The organism is Actinoplanes sp. DH11 (genome assembly GCF_020873875.1).
GTDB lineage: Bacteria > Actinomycetota > Actinomycetes > Mycobacteriales > Micromonosporaceae > Actinoplanes.
The window spans coordinates 440,000-455,399 of the sequence record NZ_JAHWGU010000001.1 but is presented as its reverse complement, the minus strand read 5'-3'; the positions used below and the strand labels follow the sequence as shown (position 1 = coordinate 455,399).

At 70.3% G+C, this 15,400-nt stretch carries 15 protein-coding genes; 6 read left to right on the top strand and 9 right to left on the bottom strand.

Going from position 1 to position 15,400, the window contains the following annotated elements:
* Positions 1–9: 9 nt before the first annotated feature.
* Positions 10–384 carry a DsrE family protein gene (locus tag LPA41_RS02155; protein ID WP_229067874.1) on the top strand — a complete coding sequence of 125 codons (375 nt, stop codon included), beginning with the start codon at positions 10–12 and terminating at the stop codon, positions 382–384.
* Between the two features lie 20 nt (positions 385–404).
* Here LPA41_RS02155 and LPA41_RS02150 read toward each other — a convergent pair whose 3' ends face one another.
* From LPA41_RS02150 to LPA41_RS02140, 3 genes are all read right to left on the bottom strand, one after another.
* Positions 405–1,316 carry a hypothetical protein gene (locus LPA41_RS02150; protein ID WP_229067873.1) on the bottom strand — a complete coding sequence of 304 codons (912 nt, stop codon included), beginning with the start codon at positions 1,314–1,316 and terminating at the stop codon, positions 405–407.
* 92 nt (positions 1,317–1,408) lie between these two features.
* Positions 1,409–1,813, bottom strand: coding sequence for an NUDIX domain-containing protein (locus LPA41_RS02145; RefSeq protein ID WP_229068104.1), 405 nt, complete (start codon positions 1,811–1,813; stop codon positions 1,409–1,411).
* Between the two features lie 8 nt (positions 1,814–1,821).
* A complete protein-coding gene (locus LPA41_RS02140; protein ID WP_229068101.1) occupies positions 1,822–3,729 on the bottom strand; it encodes an ATP-dependent DNA helicase in 1,908 nt (635 codons plus the stop codon).
* A 155-nt stretch (positions 3,730–3,884) separates the two neighbouring features.
* Here LPA41_RS02140 and LPA41_RS02135 point away from each other — a divergent pair, with 155 nt between their 5' ends.
* On the top strand, positions 3,885–4,391 hold the full coding sequence (locus LPA41_RS02135; RefSeq protein WP_229067872.1) for a DUF402 domain-containing protein: 507 nt from the start codon (positions 3,885–3,887) through the stop codon (positions 4,389–4,391).
* On the opposite strand, the gene sigJ is transcribed toward LPA41_RS02135, so the two are convergent.
* On the bottom strand, positions 4,374–5,258 hold the full coding sequence (sigJ, locus tag LPA41_RS02130) for an RNA polymerase sigma factor SigJ (protein ID WP_229067871.1): 885 nt from the start codon (positions 5,256–5,258) through the stop codon (positions 4,374–4,376). The two genes, LPA41_RS02135 and sigJ, sit on opposite strands and share 18 nt — an antisense overlap.
* A gap of 98 nt (positions 5,259–5,356) precedes the next feature.
* On the opposite strand from sigJ, the gene LPA41_RS02125 reads away from it, so the two are divergent.
* From LPA41_RS02125 to LPA41_RS02115, 3 genes are all read left to right on the top strand, one after another.
* Positions 5,357–6,301 carry a hypothetical protein gene (locus tag LPA41_RS02125; RefSeq protein ID WP_229067870.1) on the top strand — a complete coding sequence of 315 codons (945 nt, stop codon included), beginning with the start codon at positions 5,357–5,359 and terminating at the stop codon, positions 6,299–6,301.
* A gap of 84 nt (positions 6,302–6,385) precedes the next feature.
* The gene (locus tag LPA41_RS02120; protein WP_229067869.1) at positions 6,386–7,012 is read left to right on the top strand and encodes a DUF47 domain-containing protein; all 627 of its coding nucleotides are present in this window, start codon (positions 6,386–6,388) and stop codon (positions 7,010–7,012) included.
* A 48-nt stretch (positions 7,013–7,060) separates the two neighbouring features.
* Positions 7,061–8,020 (top strand): anion permease, encoded by a 960-nt coding sequence (locus tag LPA41_RS02115; protein ID WP_374238107.1) that lies wholly within the window; start codon positions 7,061–7,063, stop codon positions 8,018–8,020.
* Between the two features lie 94 nt (positions 8,021–8,114).
* Here the strand turns inward: LPA41_RS02115 and LPA41_RS02110 are convergent, their stop codons facing one another.
* Positions 8,115–9,092, bottom strand: coding sequence for a Gfo/Idh/MocA family protein (locus LPA41_RS02110; protein WP_229067867.1), 978 nt, complete (start codon positions 9,090–9,092; stop codon positions 8,115–8,117).
* 80 nt (positions 9,093–9,172) lie between these two features.
* Here LPA41_RS02110 and LPA41_RS02105 point away from each other — a divergent pair, with 80 nt between their 5' ends.
* Entirely contained in the window at positions 9,173–10,108 is a 936-nt protein-coding gene (locus LPA41_RS02105; protein ID WP_229068100.1) for an NUDIX hydrolase, read from the top strand.
* A 418-nt stretch (positions 10,109–10,526) separates the two neighbouring features.
* Here the strand turns inward: LPA41_RS02105 and pstB are convergent, their stop codons facing one another.
* Genes pstB through pstS form a run of 4 tightly spaced genes read right to left on the bottom strand, consistent with a single transcriptional unit; the run spans position 10,527 to position 14,602 of the window.
* Entirely contained in the window at positions 10,527–11,303 is a 777-nt protein-coding gene (gene pstB / locus LPA41_RS02100) for a phosphate ABC transporter ATP-binding protein PstB (protein WP_229067866.1), read from the bottom strand.
* A 12-nt stretch (positions 11,304–11,315) separates the two neighbouring features.
* Positions 11,316–12,365, bottom strand: coding sequence for a phosphate ABC transporter permease PstA (pstA, locus tag LPA41_RS02095; protein WP_374238106.1), 1,050 nt, complete (start codon positions 12,363–12,365; stop codon positions 11,316–11,318).
* A 32-nt stretch (positions 12,366–12,397) separates the two neighbouring features.
* Positions 12,398–13,468: a phosphate ABC transporter permease subunit PstC gene (gene pstC, locus LPA41_RS02090; protein ID WP_229067864.1), complete on the bottom strand. Its 1,071-nt coding sequence runs from the start codon at positions 13,466–13,468 to the stop codon at positions 12,398–12,400.
* A 39-nt stretch (positions 13,469–13,507) separates the two neighbouring features.
* A complete protein-coding gene (gene pstS / locus LPA41_RS02085) occupies positions 13,508–14,602 on the bottom strand; it encodes a phosphate ABC transporter substrate-binding protein PstS (protein ID WP_229067863.1) in 1,095 nt (364 codons plus the stop codon).
* Positions 14,603–15,400: the final 798 nt, after the last annotated feature.

Below are 15,400 nucleotides of genomic sequence, written 5' to 3'. Positions count from 1 at the left end.
GCCCATCTTATGCTGGCCCCTATGGCACGTTTGCTGGTCGTCAAGGCCACCGCGGGAGCGGACGCACCGGAGCGCTGCTCCCAGGCTTTCACCGTGGCGAGCACAGCCGCCGCTTCCGGCGTGGACGTCTCACTCTGGCTGACCGGGGAATCGTCCTGGTTCGCGCTGCCGGGCCGGGCCGCCGAGTTCGCCCTGCCGCACGCCGCGCCACTGCCGGACCTGCTCGACGCGATCCTCGCCACCGGCCGGGTCACCCTCTGCACCCAGTGCGCGGCCCGCCGCGACATCGGCCCGGACGACGTCCTCCCGGGCATCCGCATCGCCGGCGCCGCCGTCTTCGTCGAAGAGGTCACCACCGAGGGCGCACAAGCCCTGGTCTACTGACCGCCTCGCCCGGCGGGCTTTCAGCCCGCGCGGCAGTCGGTGGTCACGCTCACCTGGTACCGCCCACCCTGCGCGGTGACCACGACCGAGTCGACACCTGTCCGGTACGCCCAGCCGCCCGCATCCGACCAGATCAGCTCCGCATCGTCCGGCACCCCGGCGGGTCCGTCACCGTCCTCCGCCACGCCGCCGTCCGCAGTGAAGGTCGCTCCCGCCCCACCACCGGGACAAGCCACCGCATAAGCCCCGGAATCTCCAGAAACCGGGCTCCCAGGCGCCGGTCTCCCAGGCGCCGGACTGCCAGGCGTTGGGCTCCCAGGCGCCGCGCTCACCGTCCCCGGATCCGCACCGAGCGCCTCCAGCGTCTCGCCCAGCGACCCCGGTGCGAGGCCCGCAGGCGGGTCGGCCGCATCGGTGGCGGCGGCCGGGCGGCAGCCCGAGTCGGCTCGCAGGGTCAGCACCTGGTCGGCCGCGTTCGCCTCGGCGTCGATCGCGATGAACGAGCCCGCGTCGGCGTAGAAGGAGAGCCGCGTCCCGCCGCGCAGCGCGATCACCGACGCGCGGTAGTCCGCGGGCAGGCCGGCCGCCACCGCGTCGAGCGCCGCACGGGCATCGCCCTCCGGGACGATCAGGGTGAGGTCGCGGGTGGCGACCCGGCCCGCCCACGCCGGGTTGATCGAGCATTCCTCGATGCGGAGCTCGCCGAGTCGCAGCGCCCAGCGCTCGCCGTCGGCGGCGGCGAACAGGGCGCCGGTGGCCCGGCGCAGTTCGGGCACGGCGTGGCCGATGTCGCGCTGCTCGGCCACGGTCGGCGGGTCGCGGCGTGCCGACCAGAGGCTCAGGGCGAGCAGCGCCACCACCCAGACGGTGACCACAGCGACGGCCCGCAGGCGCCGCCGGGGCCGCGAGTCGCCGGTCGCCGGGGCGCTCATGACAGCACGCCGCGGGCCACCAGGACGCTCATGACAGCACTCCGCGGGTCACCAGGACGCTCATGACAGCACGCCGCGGGCCACCAGGACGCTCATGACAGCGCATGGAACTCCGGTGCGGCCAGGAACCGCTCGATGACCTCGGCTGTGCCCGGGGTGAAGGGCCGCCCCAGCACCTCGGTCAGCGGCACGAAGAGCATCGCCGCGCCCTCGCCGAGCACCACGTCGGCCTGGGTGGCGCCGGTCCGCCCGTAGAAGTAGTGCTTGATCCGGCCCTGCTCGGGCAGCTCCTGCCGGAGGAAGAGCCGCAACGGGGCGTCGGCGCGCAGGCCGGACTCCTCCAGCAGCTCGCGGGCGGCACCCTCGGCCGGTGTCTCCCCCGGCTCGATCTCGCCGCCGGGCAGGCCCCACACGTTCGGGTAGTAGGGGGCCTTGTCGTCGCGCAGTTGCAGCAGCACGCCGCCGGTGCGGTCGAGCAGGAACGTGCAGGCGATCATTTTCACGGTCAGCTCCGGGCGAGGCGGTTCAGGGCGCCGAGCGCCACGTCGGTGCGTGTCGTGTACCAGAACGGGGGCAGCGACTTGCGCAGGAACGCCCCGTAGCCGCGGGCCGTCTCCAGGCGCGAGTCGAGCACCGCCACCACGCCTTTGTCGCCGCTCGACCGAATCAGCCGGCCCACGCCCTGCGCCAGCCGGACCGCGGCGATCGGCACGCTCACCGAGGCGAAACCGGAGCCGCCGTTCGCGTCCACGGCGGCGGAGCGGGCGGCGGCGAGCGGCTCGTCGGGGCGCGGGAACGGCAGCCGGTCGATGACCACGAGCTGGCAGGAGTCGCCCGGCACGTCGACGCCCTGCCACAGGGACATCACACCGAAGAGGCAGCTCGACTTGTCCTCCCGGAACTTGCGGACCAGGATCGGAAGCGTCTCCTCGCCCTGCAACAGGATCGGCAGGTCGGTCTTGGCGCGCAACAGCTCGGCGGCCTGGGTCGCGGCCTTGCGGGAGGAGAAGAGCCCGAGAGTACGCCCACCGAGCGCCTCGACCAGCTTGAGCAGCTCCGCGCCCGCCGCGTCGGGCAGGCCGGACTGGGCCGGCCGGGGCAGGTGTGACGCCACGTAGAGGATGCCCTGTTTCGGGTAGTCGAACGGGGAACCGACATCCAGCGAGGTCCAGCCGTCGCCGGAGGTGGGCGCGCCGTCCGGACCGGGTGCGGCCGCGGGCAGCCCGAGCGACCGGGCCACCGTGTCGAACCGGCCGCCCAGGGTCAGCGTGGCCGAGGTGACCACCACGGTGCGGTCCGCGTAGAGACTCTGCGCCAGGGTGCCGGCGACCGAGAGCGGTGCCACCACGAGCGCGCGCCGGCCGTTGCCGAGGTCGGACTTCTCCACCCAGGCGACGTCGCTCGCATCCTCCTCCAGCAGCCGCTGCGCGGTGTTGAAGATCTCGTCGAGGACCGCCTTGGCCTGCTGTTTGCCGACCGGGTCGGAGTCGTCGGACTTCACCTCGCCGATCGCCGAGAGCCCGGCCCGGGTGGCCGACTCGAGCAGGGTCAGCGCCATCCGCAGCTGGTCCGGCAGGCCGGTGGTGAGCCGGCCGGCGGGCGCCTCGGCGAGGCCGACGGTGAGCGCGTCGGCCGCCTCGGCGAGCTGCTCGGCGCTGGCCGGTGGGACCATCGTGCGGGCGCGCCGGCCGGCCCGCTCGATCGCCTCGGGGGTCAGCTCGGCCTGCGCGGCGGAGGAGACCCGCTCGGCCAGCTCGTGCGCCTCGTCGACGACGAGCAGCTTGTGCGGCGGGACGATCTGGTGCTCGGCGAGCATGTCGACGGCGAGCAGGCTGTGGTTGGTGACGACGATGTCGGCCTCGCGGGCGCGGACCCGGGACGCCTCGGCGAAGCACTCCGCGCCGTAGGGGCAGCGACCGGCGCCGACACAGTCCCGCGCGGGCATGGACACCTGTTTCCACGCCGTCTCGTCGACGCCCGGGTCCAGCTCGTCGCGGTCACCGGTCTCGGTCTTGCCGGCCCAGGACCGGATCCGATGGATCTGCTTGCCGAGCCGGCCGGCCTCGCCGAGCCACTGCCCGGCCCGGGGCGCCGGCGCGTCGTCGAAGAGTGTGTCGGTCGGCGCCTCCTCGTCGGCGTGCTCCAGTTTCGCCGCGCAGAGGTAGTGGTGGCGCCCCTTCAGGACGGCGAAGGTGGGCTTGCGGCCGAGGACCGGCTCCACGGCGGTGATCAGGCGCGGCAGGTCGTGCTCGACGAGCTGGTTCTGCAGCGCGAGGGTGGCCGTGGAGACCACCACCGGACCGTCCACGAGCAGCGACGGCGTGAGGTAGCCGAGGCTCTTGCCGGTGCCCGTGCCGGCCTGCACGAGCAGGTGCTCCTTGTCCTTCACGGCCTTGTCGATCGCCTCGACCATGGCCTGCTGACCGGGGCGGGAGGTGCCGCCGGGGACGGCACCGACCGCTGCGGCGAGGAGCTCTCCGGCGGTCACCTTTTTTCGGGTTGCTGCGGGCACGCAGGAACCGTACCCGCCACCACCGACAGAACCGGACCACCGCTAGGGTGCACCTCATGCCGAGCGAGATGGTCCGGGTCATCTACACGAAGTACGACGGTTCGGCTCATCGTGATTACCCGGCACGCCGACTGGCCGAGGACGACCTGGGCATCTGGGTGGGTGTGACCCGCGGGACAGCCTCTGTCTACCACGGCCGGCCCTCGGTGGAGCAGATTCCGTTCGTGCTGCTGATCCCGCACTACGCGTGGTGGACCGGCATGTTCAACCCGCCGCCGCGGACCAGTGAGGTCTACTGCGACATCACCACCCCGGCGCGCTGGGAGGGTGACACCGTGCACATCGTCGATCTCGACCTGGACGCGGTGCGCCGCCGGGAGACCGGTCTCGTGGAGCTCCGCGACGAGGACGAGTTCGCGGAGCACCGCAAGGCCTTCGGTTACCCGGACGACCTGGTCGGCCACGCCCGGGCGGCAGCGGAGCACCTGATGGTGGCGCTGGGCGACGGCTCGGAGCCGTTCGCCACGCACTACCGCAAGCACCTGTCAGAGGTCACCCAGTAACAGCTTCTCCGGGTTCTGCTGGTTGAACAGACCGGTGATGCGGCCCTCGTCGACCGCGACCGTGAGCACCGCGAGCAGCGGCTGCCCGTCCGGCCGGGTGCCGCGCAGCAGCATCGCGGCACCACCGTTGACCTCCACCGGATCGACCTTGATGTCGGTGAACCCGGCCAGTTTGCGACCGAGCAGCCCGACGTAGAAGCGGGCCACCTTGTCGGCGCCGCCGACCACGTTGATCGCGGTACGGACCAGGCCGCCGCCGTCGCTGATCGCCACCACGTCGGGTGCCAGCACGGCGGCGAGCGCGTGCACGTCGCCGCTCTGCGCCGCGGTCAGGAACGCGGTGAGCACCCGGCGCTGCTCGGCCGGACCGGCGGTGTGCCGGACCCCGCCGGCGGCGACCGCGCGACGGCCCCGGGAGGCGTGCTGCCGGGCCGCCGCGGGCGTGGTGTCGAGGACCGTGGCGACCTCCTCGAACGGCACCGCGAACGCGTCGTGCAGCACCAGCGCCACCCGTTGCTCGGGTGTCAGCCGTTCGAGGACCACGAGCAGGGCCACGCTCACCTGATCGGCGAGTTCGGCCTGTTCGGCGGGGCCCGCGACCGGGTCGACCACGTACGCCGGAAGCCACTGCCCGGGGTACGCCGCCCGGCGTACACGTGCCGAATTGAGCTGATCCAGGCAGATCCGCGCGGTGACCGTGGTGAGCCAGCCCCGCGGGTCCCGGATCTCCTCGGTCTGCTGGGCGAAGCGCAGCCAGGCCTCCTGCACCGCGTCCTCGGCCTCGGCGCGATTGCCGAGCATCCGGTAGGCGACGGAGATCAGGTATGGGCGCTGAGCCTCGAACTCGAACCCGGTCGCAGACGGCATGGACGAATTCTGCGCGAGATGACCGGCTCCGGGTATCACCTGTGCCACAGTATAAAACACGCAAATCGGATGTATCGGGATGGTGAACCGTGCGCGACGTGGCGACTATCGCGGGCAGCCTGGCCGGGCTCGCCGGCGCCGGTGGCGCCGTCTCGGTCGTGGTGCGCCGCCGGTCCCGCCCCTGCCTGACGGCCGGGCACGGGCTGCTGCGGGACACCGACGCCGATCCGCTGCCCGCGGTGCTCAAGCTCGGCCTGACCGGGATGACGGTTCCGGTGGTGCCGGGACCGCACGGCGAGCTGTTCCTCGGGCCGGGCACCCCGCAACCCGGGCGTACGCTGCGCCGGCTGGTCCTCGCCCCACTCTTCACCCGCGCACAGGCCGGGTCCGGGCGGCTCTGGCGCGACCAGCGGGCCCCGTTCCGGCTGGTGATCGAGTTCGGTGGGCCCAGCCGGGACACCGAGACGCTCTTCCGCGCCTATCGGATGCTCGACCAGCAGCTGCGCGACCACGCGAGCCTGCTCAGCCGGTGCCGCGACGGCGTCCTTACACCGGGCGCGGTGACCGTGACGGTGGCCGGGATCGTCGACGTCCGCGAGTTGCTCGCCGCCCAGGACGACAGGTACGCGTTCGCCGAGGGCACCTTCGACGACCTCGGCTCCTGGTCGGCGCCACCCACCCTGGTCCCGACGATCAGCGAGCCGTGGACCCGGCTGTTCGGCTGGGACGGCCTGGACCCGATCACCGCCGAGGAACGGCACCAGCTGCACGCCATGATCCGCGCCGCACACGAGGACGGCCGGACGGTACGCATCTCGGGCCTGTCCCAGGGTCCCCGCCGGGCCCGTGCCGCCGTCTGGAGCGAGCTCGGCGCGGCAGGCGTGGACGTGATCGCCGACACCGACCTCGCCGGGCTCGCCAGGCACCTGCGCCGGCACCCGGTCTCCAGCACCCCGATGCCACACCTTCCGACCAGGGCGGTACGCCGTGCCACGCCCCGGCCCAACGCCCGCCGCACGACCGGCCGTCACGAGACCGTTTAGGACCGTGGCGAACGGGTCAACCAGCGTGGACCGATAGCATGCCAACGGAGATCCAACTAAGAGCCGTCGATAGAGGTCCACGCCGTGAAGTTTTCCTTCCGCCCGGTCGAGGGCGTGTTCTACGAGCTCTTCACCAAGGCCGCCTACAACCTGGTCAAGGGGACGGAGCTGCTCAACGAGCTGGCTCTGCCCGGTGTGGACGTGCAATCGGTGTCGGACCGGCTCAGCGACGTGGAGCACGACAGCGACTCCATCACCCATGAGCTCTACAAGAAGATCAACTCCACTTTCATCACCCCGTTCGACCGGGAGGACATCTACTCGCTGGGCTCCCAACTCGACGACGTGATGGACCACCTGGAGGCGGCCGGCAACCTGCTCTACCTCTACGGGCTGACCGACCTGCCGTCGCTGCCCCGGGAGATGCACGAGCTGGTGACCGTCCTCGACCAGCAGGCGAAGATCACCGCTGAGGCGATGCCCCGGCTGCGCTCGATGAAGGGCCTCGAGGAGTACTGGATCGAGATCAACCGGCTGGAGAACGACGGCGACCGGGCCTACCGGATGCTGCTCGTGCGCCTCTTCTCCGGTGAGTACGACGCTCTCACGGTGCTCAAGATGAAAGAGGTCGTCGACGAGCTCGAGGCGGCCTGCGACGCGTTCGAGCACGTCGCGAACACCGTCGAGACCATCGCGGTCAAGGAGTCCTAAGCCTTGGATCCCGCATTCGTCGCCGTCGCGGCGGTGATCATCGCCGCGATGGTGTTCGACTACACCAACGGCTTCCACGACGCCGCCAACGCGATCGCCACGAGCGTCAGCACCCGGGCGCTCACTCCGCGGGTGGCGCTGCTGATGGCCGCGGTCGGCAACTTCGTGGGCGCGCACCTGGGCACCGAGGTCGCCAAGACGGTCGGTGACGACCTGGTGGAGCTGCCGGTCGGCGTACCCAGCCTGGGCATCGTCTTCGCCGGCGTGCTCGGCGCGATCGCCTGGAACCTGATCACCTGGTATTTCGGTCTGCCCTCGAGCTCGTCGCACGCGCTCTTCGGCGGCCTGGTCGGCGCCACCCTGATCGCGTCGATCGGCGAGGTGCAGTGGGGCAACATCGTCAACAAGGTGCTGATCCCGATGGTGGTCTCACCGGTTGTCGGCCTGATGCTGGGCTTCGTCTTCATGGTCGCGATCATGTGGATCTTCCGGCGCGGGCATCCCGGCAAGCTGAACCGGGGCTTCCGGCTCGCGCAGACGTTCTCCGCCGCGGCGATGGCGGTCGGTCACGGCATCCAGGACGCGGCGAAGACGATGGGCATCGTCGTGCTGGCGCTCTACACCGGCGGATACCAGAGCTCCGCGACGCACATCCCGGAATGGGTCTACTGGGCGTCCGCGACGATGCTGGCGCTCGGCACCTACTCCGGCGGCTGGCGGATCATCCGCACCCTCGGCCGCAAGATCATCGACTTGGGGCCGGCCGAGGGCTTCGCCGCGGAGACGGTCGCCAGCTCGGTGCTCTACTTCAACGCGCTCGTGCTGCACGCGCCGATCTCGACCACACACACCATCACCTCGGCGATCATGGGCGTGGGCGCCACCAAGCGGCTCAGCGCGGTCCGCTGGAACGTCGCCGGCAACATCATCATCGCCTGGGTGACCACGTTCCCGGCCGCCGCCCTGATCGCCTGCCTGATCTACGTGGTGGTGCGCCCGCTCTTCTGAGCGGGCGGCCCGCCCCCCCGCTCTCCTGTGCGCGGGTGCCGTCCTCCCGCTCACTTGCGCGCGGACGGCACCCGTCCGCGCGCAGGAGCGGTACTCAGTAGAAGACGCCGATCTGCTCGCGCAGGGCGTCCAGCAGGCCCATCACCTCGAGCGTCGTCTCGTGCGAGACCAGCGGGCTCTCCAACTCACCGGCGAGGAAGCAGCGCTGCGCCTCGGCCGCCTCGAACTGGTAGCCGCTGCCCTCGAACGGGAACTCGAAAGTCTCCGTCTCCCGGTCCGGGCGGTTCAGCACGAAGCTGCGCGGCACGAAGAAACCGCTCGGCAGGTCGATCCGGCCGTCGGTGCCGGTGATCGACGCCGCGTTCCGGCTAGCGCCGTTGATGCTGCACGTCAGGGCGGCCACCGCGCCGGCGTCGTACCCGAGCAGCACACCGGTGTTCTCGTCCACCCGTTCCGGCGTGAGATGCGCCCAGGCGTGCGCGGTCGACGGCGTGCCGAGCAGCAGATGCGTCAGATGGATCGGGTAGACGCCGAGGTCGAGCAGCGCGCCACCGCCCAGTTCCCGGTCACGCAGCCGGTGCGACGCGTCGAACGGGCCCTGCAGCCCGAAGTCCGCGTGCACGGCGCTGAGCCAGCCGATCGCGCCCTCGTCGACCAGCTCGGCGATCTTGCGGATGGCCGGGTTGCAGCGCATCCACATGGCCTCCATCAGGAAGATGTTCTTGTCCCGCGCGGTCTGGATCAGCTGCGCCGCGCTGGCCAGATCCAGCGTGATCGGCTTCTCGACCAGCACCGCCTTGCCCGCCTCCAGGCAGAGCAGCGCGGCGTCCAGGTGGAACGCGTGCGGCGTCGCCACGTACACGATGTCCACACCGTCGTCGGCGGCGAGATCCGCGTAGGAACCGTGCGCCCGCGCGAAACCGTGCCGCTGCGCGAACGCCTCCGCGCTCGCCTTCGAACGCGATCCCACGGCGGCGAGCTCGGCACCCTCCACCAGCGGCAGGTCGGCGGCGAATGTGCTGGCGATCCCGCCGGGGCCGAGAATGCCCCAGCGCACCTTCTGTCCGTTCATGATCGATACCGTATCGCCCCAGCCGCCCCCGGTGGGACGATCGACAGGTGACCGCTTCGATGCCGCCCTCCCCCGACGACATGGTCCTCCCACCCGCGATGCTGCAACGGGCCCGCGAATTCACCGGCCCGCCCGCGACGGCCCGGCCGGCGGCCACGGTGGTCCTGCTGCGGCCGTCCGGTTCCGCTTTCCAGGTGTACGTGCTGAGACGTGTAACCACCATGGTCTTCGGAGGCGTGTACGCCTTCCCCGGCGGCGTCGTCGACCCGACCGACCAGCCCGCCACCATCCGCACCGACTGGGCCGCCCGCCTCGGCGTACCCGAGGACCAGGCACACGCCGTGGTCGGCGCCGCCGCCCGCGAACTCTTCGAGGAAACCGGCGTCCTGCTGGCCGGCCCCCACACCGAACCGGACCGCACAGTCGCCGGCCTCACCGCTTCGGCCGCCCCCACCGACCTTGCCGATTCCGCTCATGCCGCCGGTTCCGGTGCCGCCGGGTCCGGTGCGGCCGGGTCCGGTGCGGCCGGTTCCGCCGGGTCCGGTGCGGCCGGGTCCGGTGCGGCCGGTTCCGCCGGGTCCGTCGACTCGGCCTGGCACGCCGGGTGGGAGGCCGACCGGGCTGCCGTGCAAGGCCGCGAGCTCAGCATGACCGACCTGCTCGAACGCCGCGGCCTGCGCCTGCGCGACGACCTGCTGCTGCCCTGGTCTCGGTGGATCACCCCGGAGTTCGAGCCGAAACGGTTCGACACCTGGTTCTTCGCGGCCCTGCTGCCGGAGGCACAGCACACCCAGGACGTGTCCGGCGAGGCCGACCGGACCGCGTGGATCGACCCCGGCGACGCCGACGACCTGCCGATGCTGCCACCCACCCGGCACACCCTGCGTCAGCTGGCCGCCTGCGGGACGATCGAGGAAGTGGTCGCGGCGGCCGCACACCGGGACGCCGGCACTCCGGTCCAGCCCCGGATCGACGTGAACCCCGACGGCCAGGTCACCTTCCAGATCCCCGGCTGACACGCGCTACCAGCCGCGGTGGCGCCGCGCGCTGTGCCTGGCGAGATGTTGATCTGCTAGCGCTACGAAATCGCTGTGATCAAGGGGTTGAAACCGCGATTTCGCACCGCTAGCAGATCAACAGCGCCGCCCGGCCCCAGCGCAGCCCACCCAGCACCGTCCCTCCGTCGGCGCCCGCCGCCAGCACCGGCCCCCGGCTGGCCCGCTGCCTCCTTGCCGACGCCGGGGCCAGCGGAGGGAAACATCGGGGCCGGCGGGCGGCACACGCCGGGGCCGGCGGCGGGAAGCGCCGGGGCATGGACCGTCAGGTGGCGGGAGCGGACGGGACGGGGTGGCTTCGGCGGGGGTGCCGGTGCTCGTCCGCCCATGAGAAAGGCCGGCCCGGCAAATGCCGGACCGGCCCTGTGACCGTGATTGATCAGCCGAAGCGGCCGGTGATGTAGTCCTCGGTCTTCTTCTGGGACGGGTTGCTGAAGATCTTCTGGGTGTCGTCGTACTCGATCAGGCGCCCCGGGTCGCCGGTCTTGTCGATCGAGAAGAAGCCGGTCTTGTCGCTGACGCGGGCGGCCTGCTGCATGTTGTGCGTCACGATGATGATCGTGAAGCGGTCCTTCAGCTTGAACATCAGGTCCTCGATCGCCAGCGTGGAGATCGGGTCGAGCGCGGAGCAGGGCTCGTCCATCAGGACGACCTGGGGCTCGACGGCGATCGTGCGGGCGATGCAGAGGCGCTGCTGCTGGCCGCCGGAGAGGCCGGCGCCGGGACGGTCGAGGCGGTCCTTGACCTCGTCCCAGAGGTTCGCGGAACGCAGCGACTTCTCGGCGGCGTCGTCGAGCAGCGACTTCTTCTTGACGCCGTTCAGCTTGAGGCCGGCGACCGCGTTCTCGTAGATCGACATGGTCGGGAACGGGTTAGGCCGCTGGAAGACCATGCCGATCATGCGACGTACGGCCGTCACGTCGACGTCCTGGTCGTAGATGTTCTGGTCGTCGATGGTCAGACGACCCTCGATCCGGGCGCCCGGCAGCACCTCGTGCATGCGGTTGATCGACCGCAGGAACGTCGACTTGCCGCAGCCGGACGGGCCGATCAAGGCGGTGATCGTCTTCGGCTCGACCGTCATGGAGACGCTGTCGATCGCCTTGAACGAGCCGTAGTAGGAGGAGACGTTGCTCGCCTCGATGCGCTTGGCCATTGATGACACCTCTTAACGGGACAGCTTGTTGCGACGGGCGAGCAGCTTGGCGGCGATGGTGAGGATCAGGACCAGCGCCACCAGGGTGAGCGCGGCCGTCCAGGCCCGGGCCGGTGCGTACCGGGAGGCGTCGCCCGCCTGCTGGTACACGAAGAGCGCCAGCGACTGCTGGTTACCGGCGAACGGGTCGAAGTTGATGGCGGCGGCGCCACCGGCGACGAGCAGGACCGGCGCGGTCTCACCCGCGGCACGCGCGATGGACAGCATGACACCGGTGACGATGCCGGGCAGGGCGGTCGGCAGGACGACCTTGAGGATCGTCTTCCATTGCGGTACGCCGAGCGCGTACGAGCCCTCCCGCAGCGGCCCCGGCACCAGGCGCAGCATCTCCTCGGTCGAGCGGACGATCGTCGGCAGCATCAGCACGGTCAGCGCCAGCGAGGCGGCGAAACCGGAGAAGCGCGGGTTCCCGTCGTTGAACCACGGGCTGACGATCAGCACCCAGAAGGAGAGGATGAACAGACCGGCGACGATCGACGGGATACCGGTCATGACGTCGACGAAGAAGCGGACCGTGTTGGCGAACCGGCCCCGGCCGTACTCCACCAGGTAGATCGCGCCGAGCACGCCGAGCGGCACGGCGATCAGGGTGGCGATGCCGACCTGCTCCAGGGTGCCGATGATGGCGTGGTACGCGCCACCCTGCGGATCCCGGGCGCTGATGTTGTTCATCGAGGTGCTGAAGAAGTTGCCGTCCAGGCGCTCGAAGCCCTTGGAGACCAGGGTCCAGACCACCGAGGCGAGCGGCAGCACCGCGAGGACACAGGCGGCGTAGATCAGCGACTGCATGGTGCGGTTCTTCGCGGCCCGCTTGCCTTCGACGCGGCTCGCGGCGAAGAAGAGGCCGACCAGGTAGGCGACCAGACCTAGCACCAGGACCAGCACCCAGTTGCCGATGCCGGTGCCGAGCACGACCACCGCGGAAACGACGAGTGCGGCGGCGGCGACACCGAGGTTGACGGCGATCGGCAGCTGCTTGGTCCGGATGTTGTCCGGCGTCATCACGACGCCGGCAGCTTCCTGCTCGAGAAGGCTCATGCGGCACTGTCCCGGAACTCGCGACGGCGGTAGATGATCGCCCGCGCCGTCATGTTGACCACCAGGGTGATCGCGAAGAGTACGAGGCCGGATGCGATCAGGGCGCCTCGTCCGGTGGCGTTGGCCTCACCGAAGGTGTTCGCGATGTTGGCGGCGATCGAGTTGCCGCCGTTCTCGATCAGGTTGAACGAGATGTTGAACGTGATGCCGAGGGTCAGCGCCAGGGCGATGGTCTCACCGAGGGCACGGCCGAGGCCGAGCATCACGGCGGCGATCACACCGGGCTTGCCGTACGGCAGGACCGCGGTCCGGATCATCTCCCAGCGGGTGGCGCCGAGGGCGAGTGCCGCCTCCTCGTTCATGCCCGGGGTCTGCTGGAAGACCTCGCGGGACAGCGACGTGACGATCGGCAGCACCATGATCGCCAGCACCAGGCCACCAAGCATGATCGACTGCCCGAACGGGCCCTCGCCGCCGAAGATCGGCAGCCAGCCGAAGTAGTTGTTGAGCCAGACCGAGAAGTCCCGGACCGGCTGCTGCAGGACATCCCGTCCCCAGAGGCCGAAGACCACACTGGGCACGGCCGCCAGCAGGTCGATCACGAAGCCCAGCGGCGTGGCCAGCCGGCGGGGCGCGTAGTGCGACAGGAACAGCGCGATGGCCAGCGCGATCGGCACCGCGACGACGAGCGCGATGACGGAGCTGAGCACCGTGCCGAAGGCGAGCGCGGCGATACCGAAAACCGGTTCCGTGTCGTTCGGGAACCAGGTCTTCTCGGTCAGGAAGTTCGCGGTGTTGGCCTGCAGGGCCGGCACCGCTTTCGACACCAGGAACACCGCGATGGCCACGATGATGACCAGCACCATCGCACCCGCGGCCGTGGACAGGCCACGGAAACCTGTCTCGATCGAGAACCGTGCCTTCTTGGGCAGGGCGCCACCGCCACCCTGCGGGGGCTCCTGGTAGCTGCTCGGGGACACACCGGAGCCGGCGCCCCGGGCGTGATCAGAAGTCACACCCAGGTCGCCGGCGGTGGCGTTCACCGAGCGGGAGGGGTTGTCACCCATCTGCGCGCTCGCTGTCGTCTCGGAGGGATTGACGAAGGGTCAGGAGATCGTGGCGACCGAGGCCTCGACCTTGGTCCGCAGCGTCTCGGGCAGCGGGGCGTAACCCAGCTCGGCGAGGGCCGTCTGGCCGGCCGTGCTCGAGGTGTACTTCAGGAAGGACTGGATCTCCTTGGCCTTCGGAGAGCCCTTGCTGCAGGCGATCTCGTAGGTCACCAGCACGATCGGGTACGCGCCCGGGGTGGTGGTGGCGTAGTCGAGCTCGAGGGCCAGGTCGCCGTCGGTGCCCTTGACGGTGGCGTTCTCGAAGGTCTTGCCGGCGCTCTCACCGGTCAGCTCGACGTACTCGCCGGCGCCGTTCTTGATCTTCGCCATCTGGAGGTCGCTGTTCTCGGCGAACGAGAGCTCGACGTACGAGATGGTGTTCGGGGTGCTCTTGATCTTGCTCGCCACACCGTCGGACTTGGCCGCGCCGGTGCCGCCCTTGGCCTTCCACGCCTTGGCGTTGCCGTGCGGCCAGTCAGCCTCGGCGGTCTTGCTCAGGTACTTGGTGAAGTTGTCGGTGGTGCCGGACTCGTCCGAGCGGTGCACCGACTCGATGGTGGCGTCCGGAAGCTTCGCACCGGAGTTCTCGGCGGCGATCGCCGCGTCGTTCCACTTGGTGATCTTGCCGTCGAAGATCTTCGCCAGGGTGGCGGGCGACAGCTGCAGGCCGTCGACGCCCTCGACGTTGTAGACGACCGCGACCGGGCCGATGACCATCGGAAGGTTGAGCGCCTTGCCACCCACGCACTTGGCGTCGGCGAGCGGCTGCTCGTCCTCCTTGAGGGCCGAGTCGGAACCGGCGAAGTCGGCGGTACCGGCGATGAAGGCCTCGATACCCGCACCGGAACCGGTGCCCTGGTAGTCGACCTTCCCGTCGGCACACTGGGTCTGGTACGCCTTGATCCACTCGTCCATGGCGTTCTTCTGGGCGGTGGAGCCCTGCGCCGTCAGGCTGCCGCTGACGCAGCTACCGGGGGCGGCAGACGCGCCACCCTCCGCCGCCGGCGCCTCGTTGTCCGAGCCGCACCCGGTGAGTGCGATCGTCGCAGTCAAAGCAATGCCGGCCACGAAACCGGACCGCTGGAGCTTCACGGTTGTCCCTTCGGGTATCTGCAGCCGGAGACTCACCGGCTGACACATCAACCGGTCGCTCCCGGCTGACACTGGGAAAGCTAAGAGCGCGAAGTGACCGGTTAGCCGGTCACAAATGAACTGAGGGTGAACAGGTAAACCCCAGAAGGTAGCCATCCCCGAAGCGCCAGTTGTCCGTTAAGTGAACCGCGCCCTTGCCATCCGGAATGTCGGAAAAATACGGACGGTCGTGACCTCCGCGAGATATACCGTTGTCCTCGCCGTTATCATTCCTGCGCCGTTGTTACCTGGTGGATCTTCCAGCTGACTCACAGTGTGCTTGTTACCGAGGCCACAGCGGGCCGGTTTCCGATCAGCTGGCGGCCGGTTGCCGGGGGCGGGGGTCGTCGCGGTGGATGACCGTGTTTTGTGCGGCTGCCCCGCGGGTCTGTTGCGCCATGCCGGATGGGAGGAACCCGCGCAGGCGTGGCGGGGGGTGCGGGTTTGGGTGCGGTGCTTCGGAGCTGCGCTTCGGTGCGGGCTTCCGAGGTGGTGCGGGCCCTCCGGCGCGGTTCGGGCCGTCGGTGCGGTGCGGGCCTTCAGCGCAGTGCGGGCCTCCAGCCTCCAGCGCGGTGCGGGCCTCCAGCGCGGTGCGGGGCCGGCCTCCGGCGCCCCAGGTTCATCCGTGTCGAAGCTTCCTCGTGCCGGCGCTTTTCCCTCTGGCGATCTTCAGCCAACACCCCTTGGGCGCGGACTGCCTCGGGTTGCTTCGCCCGCGCAAACGCCATCGGCCGGTGCCGGGCGCGGCTTGCGCTCGCA

Excerpts from the sequence above, each read along its gene's own strand:
- LPA41_RS02140 (WP_229068101.1), bottom strand. The coding sequence starts at position 3,729 with ATGGTCGAGGCGATCGACAAGGCCGTGAAGGACAAGGAGCACCTGCTC.
- LPA41_RS02135 (WP_229067872.1), top strand. The coding sequence starts at position 3,885 with ATGCCGAGCGAGATGGTCCGGGTCATCTACACGAAGTACGACGGTTCG.
- LPA41_RS02150 (WP_229067873.1), bottom strand. The coding sequence starts at position 1,316 with ATGAGCGCCCCGGCGACCGGCGACTCGCGGCCCCGGCGGCGCCTGCGG.
- LPA41_RS02105 (WP_229068100.1), top strand. The coding sequence starts at position 9,173 with ATGGTCCTCCCACCCGCGATGCTGCAACGGGCCCGCGAATTCACCGGC.
- sigJ (WP_229067871.1), bottom strand. The coding sequence starts at position 5,258 with ATGCCGTCTGCGACCGGGTTCGAGTTCGAGGCTCAGCGCCCATACCTG.
- pstA (WP_374238106.1), bottom strand. The coding sequence starts at position 12,365 with ATGACGCCGGACAACATCCGGACCAAGCAGCTGCCGATCGCCGTCAAC.
- pstB (WP_229067866.1), bottom strand. The coding sequence starts at position 11,303 with ATGGCCAAGCGCATCGAGGCGAGCAACGTCTCCTCCTACTACGGCTCG.
- LPA41_RS02115 (WP_374238107.1), top strand. The coding sequence starts at position 7,061 with ATGGTGTTCGACTACACCAACGGCTTCCACGACGCCGCCAACGCGATC.
- LPA41_RS02145 (WP_229068104.1), bottom strand. The coding sequence starts at position 1,813 with ATGATCGCCTGCACGTTCCTGCTCGACCGCACCGGCGGCGTGCTGCTG.
- pstC (WP_229067864.1), bottom strand. The coding sequence starts at position 13,468 with ATGGGTGACAACCCCTCCCGCTCGGTGAACGCCACCGCCGGCGACCTG.
- LPA41_RS02155 (WP_229067874.1), top strand. The coding sequence starts at position 10 with ATGCTGGCCCCTATGGCACGTTTGCTGGTCGTCAAGGCCACCGCGGGA.
- LPA41_RS02110 (WP_229067867.1), bottom strand. The coding sequence starts at position 9,092 with ATGAACGGACAGAAGGTGCGCTGGGGCATTCTCGGCCCCGGCGGGATC.